Genomic DNA, 8111 nt, shown 5'->3' on the forward strand with positions numbered 1-8111 from the left:
CCTATTACGAAGTCTGATAAACGATAGGAATCATTATGTCTAACGACAAATCGAAGATTATTTATACAGAAACGGATGAAGCACCACGTTTAGCAACATACTCGTTGCTGCCTATCATCCAAAGCTTTACTAAAGCAGCAGGCGTTAAAGTTGAAACGCGTGATATTTCACTTGCAGGTCGAATTATTTCTCAATTCCCTGAGTATCTTACTGAGGAGCAGCGCCAGTCAGACGCATTGGCCGAGTTAGGTGAGTTGGCGAAAACGCCTGAAGCGAACATTATTAAATTACCTAACATCAGCGCATCCATTCCTCAGATGACTGCGTGTATTAAAGAGTTGCAAGCTCAAGGCTACAAACTGCCTGACTTCCCATTTGATCCGCAAACTGATGAAGAGAAAGACATTCGCACGCGCTATGATCGTGTTAAAGGTAGTGCGGTTAACCCTGTGTTGCGTGAAGGTAACTCAGACCGCCGTGCACCGATGGCGGTTAAAAACTTCGCTAAGAAGCACCCACACCGTATGGGCGCTTGGAGCCAAGATAACCAAGCTCACGTTGCGCACATGGAAGAAGGCGATTTTTACGGTTCAGAAAAATCAATGACTTCAAGCCAAGACGATACTTTTAAAATCGTGTTGGAGAGTAACGGTGAGCAAAACGTACTCAAAGACGGTATCAAAGTGCTGGCAGGCGAAGTTGTTGACGCTGCTGTTATGAGCCGCAAGAAGCTACAAGCATTCTTCGAGAAAGAGACTGTTGCTGCTAAAGAGCAGGGCGTTTTACTCTCATTGCATTTAAAAGCCACCATGATGAAGGTGTCTGATCCGATCATGTTTGGCCACGCGGTACGCGTATACTTTAAAGACGTGTTAGAAAAGCACGCTGACTTGATGAAAGAAATCGAGTTTGACGCCAGCAACGGTATTGGCGACTTGTATTCAAAACTCGATAAACTGACTGATGAACAGCGTCAGGAAGTCGAGAATGACTTGAATACCGTCTATGCCAAACAGGCTGAGTTAGCAATGGTCAACTCAGACAAAGGTATCACCAACCTACACGTACCAAGCGACGTTATTATTGATGCTTCAATGCCTGCCATGATTCGTGACTCGGGCCAAATGTGGGACCGTGAAGGCGGACAGAAAGAAGCTAAGGCGATGATCCCCGATCGTTGCTATGCGGGTGTTTACCAAGAGACGATTAGCTTCTGCCGTGAAAACGGTGCGTTTGATCCAGCAACCATGGGTACAGTCCCTAATGTTGGTTTGATGGCGCAAAAAGCAGAAGAATATGGTTCGCACGATAAAACCTTTGAAATCCCGGCGGATGGCACGGTTAAAGTACTCAACCAAGCGGGTGACGTGGTATTTGAACACGCGGTTGAAGAAGGCGACATCTGGCGTATGTGTCAGGTTAAAGATGAGCCTATCCGTGACTGGGTTAAACTTGCCGTTAATCGCTCACGTTTAAGTGGCATGCCTGCCGTATTCTGGCTCGATAAAAACCGTGCCCATGATGCGCAATTGATCAGTAAAGTTGAGGCTTACTTAAAAGAGCACGACACCGATGGTTTGGATCTTCAAATCATGTCGCCTGAAGAAGCAACACGCCACACGTTGAAGCGCGTGAAAGAAGGCAAGGACACGATCTCAGTCACGGGTAACGTATTACGTGATTACTTAACGGACTTGTTCCCGATCCTTGAGTTGGGCACTTCTGCGAAAATGCTCTCGATTGTCCCATTGATGAACGGTGGCGGCTTATTCGAAACTGGCGCGGGTGGTTCAGCACCTAAACACGTACAACAATTTGTGGAAGAGAACCACTTACGTTGGGATTCATTGGGCGAATTCCTTGCGTTGGCTGCTTCACTTGAGCATCTCAGCCGTGCGACCGACAACCGTCGTGCACAGATTTTGGCTGATGCGCTTGATAATGCGACCGCGAAGTTCTTGGAAGAGAACAAATCGCCTTCGCGTAAAGTGGGTGAGATTGATAACCGCGGCTCGCACTTCTACTTAGCGATGTATTGGGCTGAGTCTCTGGCTAAGCAAACTGAGGACAAAGAGCTTCAAGAGCGCTTTGAGAAACTCGCTGCTGCGATGCAGAAGAACGAGCAAGCCATTATGGATGAACTGAACGGTGTTCAAGGTAAGCAAGTCGACATCGGTGGTTACTATCAGCCAAACGCTGATAAGGTATCTGCTGCAATGCGCCCATGTTCTGTATTGAACGAGACGCTGGCAAGCTTATAATAAGCATCAAGTTGTGATAAAAAGCAGGCTTCGGCCTGCTTTTTTTATGTCTAACTGTTGAGGAAAAAAACACGTGAGTGAACAAAATTATTTATTAAAACTAAGAGCGCAGTGTTTGAAGTTGCCGTTTGGAGCGCGCCTTTTCTCTATGATGTTTGCTCGCAAAGCGCCTTATTTTGCGTCGATAAAGCCGCTAATCACTGAACTCGAGCCTAACTTTTGTCAGCTGACGTTTAAAAAGCGTAAAGCCGTGGAGAATCATATTGGTACCGTACATGCGATTGCCGTATGTAATGGAATGGAAATGGCGATGGGGGCATTAGCTGAGGCGTCCATTCCTAAGCACTTACGTTGGCTGCCTAAGGGGATGCAGGTCAATTACTTGGCAAAGACCAATAGTGATGTGCGGATTGAAGCGAAAGCGACAGAACAAACCTGGCAAGTCGGCGATCAGCCTATCGAAGTCACAGCCTATCGAGACGATGGTACTGTGGTGGCCGCAGGGCATATTACGATTTATGTTTCGGAAAAGCCGGCAAAGCCTCAGTCGTAACGCACTAAAAAAGGGGCCGAAGCCCCTTTTTTAATAATGCGATACATCTCCCTTTACGGTTTATTGACTGGCTCATTAGCGTCAATAACCGCACCTGGATGATCATCGTTGTCAGCTTCACCGTCGTCTGGTGGCAGCTTTTCCCACTTACGAGTGAAGAAGGCGAGAACGAATACTACTGCACCCACACTGACACCGAATAGGAATATCGTCCAGTAGAGCTCTGGCATGGCTTGAGGGTTTTCAGGATCAAGACCACCTGCTAACAAGCCAGCAATTAAGTTACCCATCGCATAGGTCAGTACGAATACACCCATCAACTGGCCTGCCATGCGCTTTGGTGATAGCTTGCTGACCGCACTTAATGCGACAGGGCTCAAGCATAGCTCACCGACGGTGTGAATAAAGTACACAGCCACTAACCAATAAGGCGCTACTTTAAGGCCACTCGCAGCAGCTTGCGAGGCGAAGAACATGACGATAAAGCCGGTTGCCATGATCATAAGACCGATTGCACTCTTAAAGCCGTAAGAAGGGTTAATCATGCGTTTACTGAGGTTAATCCAAAGCGCCGCGAAGAATGGTGACAACGTGACCAGGAAAATTGAATTTAACGATTGGAACCACGTGGTTGGAATTTCAAAGTCGCCAATCATACGATCGGTTAAGTCACGTGCAAACAAATTAAATGAAGAACCGGCTTGCTCGAAGCCTGCCCAGAACATGGTTGATGCAATACAAACGAGGAACAAGGCGCCAAGGCGTTTCATTTCATTGCGTGTCAGTTTACCAAACAGGAAAATACTCAGGTAATACACGAAGAAAATGATAGTAAAGATAACGGCCACGTTGCCAGCTAATACCACTGGATCAATAACAATAATATTGTTTAGCGCTAGATAGGTGACGGTTGCCAGACCCGCCAATAGCAAATAAATTACTGCCCAGCTACGCTTTGCAGCACCTGCGCTCATCGGTTTAGCTGGCTTCTCGCCAACGCCTTTTAATTTAGGCTGGGTTAACTTGTATTGAATTAGACCCAATGCCATACCGACTGCTGCAGCACCAAAGCCCCAGTGATAACCGGCATTTTCTTGCAAGTAACCGGTAACGAAGTAACCGATAATGGAACCAATGTTGATACCCATGTAGTACAAGGTGTAACCGCCGTCACGACGGTCATCATCTGAACTATACAGTTGACCGACCATGGCGGTAATATTCGGTTTTAATAGACCCGTACCGAGTACAACGAGGATCATACCAATAAAGAAGCTGGCTTCGCTTGGGATTGCCAGTACGATATGGCCCAGCATGATGATGATGCCACCGTACCAGGTTGCGCGTTGGCCACCTAAAAGACGGTCAGCAATCCAACCACCTGGAAGACCCATGAAATAGACAGCACCGGTATAAAGACCGTAAATTGCAGTTGCTGAAGCTACGGTGATAGCAAGCCCGCCTTCTTGCATTGAAGCGGTCATAAATAGCACGAGCAACGCGCGCATGCCGTAGTAACTCATGCGCTCCCACATTTCGGTAAAGAACAGGGTTTGAAGTCCCCCTGGCTGTCCGAAAAAACTAGCGTCTTTGTCGACAATATTTTTTGGATCCATTTTAATTATCCGTTTGTTATAAAAATTAATGTTGACCCATTCGACTTTGGTCGAAGTCGAAAAAAGTGGTCATACTTTACTAGCCAATGCCCATGATTAAAACCTTTAGCGATGAATTTATTGGTTTTTGGGTTGGCTGTCCCCCGGGATAGACTTTCTCAATTGCACAGGTTCTGCAGAGCTTTTTTTTGCGCGTACACGGATGTTTAAAAACTCAACTGCAAGCGAGAATGCCATGGCGAAATATACGTAACCTTTTGGTACATGAAAGCCCATTCCCTCGCCAACTAAAGTCATGCCAATTAAAATGAGGAAACTTAAGGCCAACATTTTAATGGTGGGATGTTTGTCGACAAAATCGGAGACCGACTTAGCCGCAATCAGCATGACGCCAACGGATAGAACAACGGCAATCACCATGACCGAAAGGTGATCGGCTAATCCCACCGCGGTTATCACTGAGTCAAGCGAGAACACGATGTCTAGCACAGCAATTTGAACAAGTATGGCAACGAAGTTAGCTTGCACGGGGCTCTGGCCCTCGCTCGACTCCCCCTCGAGCGCGTGGTGTATCTCTAAGGTACTTTTACCGAGTAAAAATAAGCCACCCAAGAGCAAAATAAGATCGCGTCCCGAAATCGACTTTCCTAAAATTTCAAATAAGGGTGTTGTTAATGACATCACCCAGGTGAGTGAGAATAGCAGTAATAAGCGAGTACCCATTGCAAGCATTAGACCAATGGTGCGGGCACGATTACGCTGATGTTCGGGTAGGCGACCAACTAAGATAGAAATGAAAATGATGTTATCGATGCCCAATACGATCTCTAGTGCAGTCAACGTGGCTAAAGCGATCCATGCCTCAGGCATAGCAACCCATTCAAACATAGTGTGGTCCTCCATAAATCGTTGAAATATAGTGACGGGCATCTTACTGAAAAGCAATCTTTCCATTATTGTCGACAATAAATCAGTTACCCCCCTTGTAAGTAGCAATATTTTTGGTGCAAAATAATGCCAACGCTTAATTATGTCGACAATTCATATGGAAGTGCTATCACCGATTGCCAAACCTGCTGTTACCTCTGCTGACCGTGTTTTGGTGCAGATCCAACGCGCTGTGGTCGAAGGCGAAATTGCTGCTGGCAGCAAAATCAGCGAGCCCGAGTTAGCGCGCAAGTTCAATATTAGCCGCGCGCCGTTACGCGAGGCTCTAGCGCGTTTAGAACGTTGTCACCTTATTGAACGTATTCCCAATGCTGGTGCCCGAGTGGTGCGGCTGTCATACGAAGGCCTCATTCATTTATATCAAATTCGCGAAGAACTCGAAGGGCTGGCCTGTCGTTTAGCCGCGGAATATATGCCGACTGAAGAAATCGAACAATTACAAGGGCTGCTTGACCAACACTTATCGCATCAGCGCGTGCGCGAAGGTGAAAGTTACTATCAAGAAGCGGGCGATTTGGACTTTCATTATCGTGTCATCTTAGGGAGCAAGAATCCCTATCTGATAAATATGCTCTGTGATGAACTTTATTATTTGGTCAGGATGTATCGCGTCCAAATGGGGATGAATGGACCTCGTGTTTCACGCGCCTTTGATGAGCATAAAGCGATTTTGACCGCCATTGGCAATCGTGACGGTGAACTCGCGGACTTATTGATGCGGCGTCATATTAGCGCGTCGCGTAAAAACATCGAAATTAAACTAGCACAACAGGAGAAGTGATAATGAGTAACGGAATCCAAAGTGCGGGCGCAAAACTGCGTCGTGCAATTGAACAAGAAAATCCTTTGCAGATCGTCGGTACGATTAACGCTTACACAGCCATGATGGCTGAAAAAGTGGGCCACAAAGCGCTTTATTTGTCGGGCGCAGGTGTTGCTAATGCCTCTTTTGGTTTACCTGACTTGGGTATGACTTCACTGAATGACGTGTGCGAAGATATTCGCCGTATTACCGGCGCTTCAGACTTGCCATTATTAGTTGATGCCGACACAGGCTGGGGTGGTGCATTCAATATCGCACGCACTGTTAAAGAAATGACGCGTGCAGGTGCAGCGGGTATTCATATTGAAGACCAAGTTGCGCAAAAGCGTTGTGGTCATCGCCCAAATAAAGAGATCGTTACTCAAGCTGAGATGGTTGACCGCGTTAAGGCGGCCGTTGATGCCCGTATTGACGACCAGTTTCTAATTATGGCGCGTACTGACGCGTTGCAGCAACAAGGCTTAGATGCTGCCATTGAGCGCGCGCAAGCGTGTGTCGATGTGGGTGCGGATGCGATTTTTGCAGAAGCGGTACATACGCTGGAGCAATATCAAGCCTTTACTGAAGCGCTTGATGTGCCGGTATTGGCTAACATTACCGAATTCGGAGCAACGCCATTGTTCAATAAGCAAGAGCTGGCTGACGTCGGTGTCGATATTGTATTGTATCCGTTGAGCGCATTCCGTGCGATGAACAAAGCAGCGTTAAATGTCTACAATAGTATTCTTGAGAACGGCGATCAGAAAGCGGTTGTTGATGATATGCAAACGCGTGCAGAACTCTATGAGTTCTTGAACTACCATGAGTTCGAAGAAAAACTAGACAACCTATTTAAAAAATAAGCTCGGTAGCTTGCGCCTTGGGCGCAAGAATTGATTATGTAGCTTGCGCCTTGGGCGCAAGTCAATCACAACAAATTAAGAAGGGATAAAACCATGGCAGAGAAAAAACTAGGTGGTGCAGGATTACGTGGCCAATCAGCGGGTGAAACCGCGCTATGTACCGTGGGTAAATCAGGTTCAGGTCTCACTTATCGCGGCTATGACATCAAAGAGTTAGCGGAGAAGGTGAGCTTTGAAGAAGTCGCGTATTTGCTAGCGAAGGGTGAATTGCCCAATCAAGCTGAATTAGATGCATACCGTAAGCGTCTAAAATCAATGCGCATCCTGCCGCAGGAAGTCAAAGACGTATTAGAGCGTATTCCAAAAGAAGCGCATCCGATGGACGTGCTACGTACAGGCTGCTCAATGTTAGGCAACCTCGAGACTGAAGAAAGCTTCGATGAAGCGGACGATAAAATTGAACGTATGATCGCAACTTTTCCAGGTATGGTGTTGTATTGGTACCGCTTTACGCACGATGGCGTGCGTATCGATACTGACTCTGAAGAGCAGTCCACTGGAGCGCACTTCCTACGCTTATTGCATGATGAATCACCGTCTAAATTACATGCTGACGTGATGAACACGTCGTTGATCTTGTATGCAGAGCATGAGTTTAATGCATCAACCTTCACAGCGCGTGTATGTGCATCGACGTTGTCTGACATTCACTCGTGTGTGACCGGTGCGATCGGTTCATTGCGTGGTCCACTGCACGGTGGTGCCAACGAAGCAGCAATGGAGCTTATCGAGGACATGAAAGATCCAGAAGATGCTGAGCAAACACTCATGGGTATGCTCGAGCGTAAAGAAAAGATCATGGGCTTTGGTCATGCGATTTATCGCGAGTTTGACCCACGCAATGACATCATCAAAGCATGGTCTAAGAAGCTTGCCGAAGAGAATGGCGATTCTCGCTTGTATGATGTTTCAGTGCGCTGTGAAGAAGTCATGTGGCGTGAGAAGAAGCTGTTCCCGAACGCGGACTTTTTCCACGCGTCTGCATACAACTATATGAACATTCCTACA

Annotated in this window: 7 protein-coding genes; 5 read left to right on the forward strand and 2 right to left on the reverse strand. The window is 46.9% G+C overall.

Features of this window, described 5'->3' with window-relative positions:
• Positions 1-35: 35 nt before the first annotated feature.
• Both B2X00_RS06715 and B2X00_RS06720 read left to right on the forward strand, forming a co-directional pair.
• Entirely contained in the window at positions 36-2261 is a 2226-nt protein-coding gene (locus tag B2X00_RS06715) for an NADP-dependent isocitrate dehydrogenase (protein ID WP_290486638.1), read from the forward strand.
• A gap of 73 nt (positions 2262-2334) precedes the next feature.
• Complete coding sequence (locus B2X00_RS06720; RefSeq protein ID WP_290486639.1) at positions 2335-2814, forward strand: hotdog fold domain-containing protein; 480 nt, start codon at positions 2335-2337, stop codon at positions 2812-2814.
• A 53-nt stretch (positions 2815-2867) separates the two neighbouring features.
• Here the strand turns inward: B2X00_RS06720 and B2X00_RS06725 are convergent, their stop codons facing one another.
• Together B2X00_RS06725 and B2X00_RS06730 are read right to left on the reverse strand one after the other, a co-directional pair.
• The gene (locus B2X00_RS06725) at positions 2868-4430 is read right to left on the reverse strand and encodes a peptide MFS transporter (RefSeq protein ID WP_071462620.1); all 1563 of its coding nucleotides are present in this window, start codon (positions 4428-4430) and stop codon (positions 2868-2870) included.
• A gap of 117 nt (positions 4431-4547) precedes the next feature.
• Complete coding sequence (locus B2X00_RS06730) at positions 4548-5318, reverse strand: TerC family protein (protein ID WP_290486640.1); 771 nt, start codon at positions 5316-5318, stop codon at positions 4548-4550.
• Between the two features lie 142 nt (positions 5319-5460).
• Between B2X00_RS06730 and B2X00_RS06735 the strand changes: the two genes are divergently transcribed.
• The 3 genes from B2X00_RS06735 to B2X00_RS06745 all read left to right on the forward strand — a co-directional run.
• Positions 5461-6159: a GntR family transcriptional regulator gene (locus B2X00_RS06735; RefSeq protein ID WP_414653707.1), complete on the forward strand. Its 699-nt coding sequence runs from the start codon at positions 5461-5463 to the stop codon at positions 6157-6159.
• A 2-nt stretch (positions 6160-6161) separates the two neighbouring features.
• Positions 6162-7043 (forward strand): methylisocitrate lyase, encoded by an 882-nt coding sequence (prpB, locus tag B2X00_RS06740; protein WP_006955443.1) that lies wholly within the window; start codon positions 6162-6164, stop codon positions 7041-7043.
• A 93-nt stretch (positions 7044-7136) separates the two neighbouring features.
• Positions 7137-8111 (forward strand): citrate/2-methylcitrate synthase (locus B2X00_RS06745; protein WP_290486641.1); only part of this gene is annotated, 975 nt, incomplete at its 3' end.

Origin of the sequence: Idiomarina sp. UBA3162 (genome assembly GCF_002364475.1) — a bacterium.
Classification (GTDB): domain Bacteria; phylum Pseudomonadota; class Gammaproteobacteria; order Enterobacterales; family Alteromonadaceae; genus Idiomarina.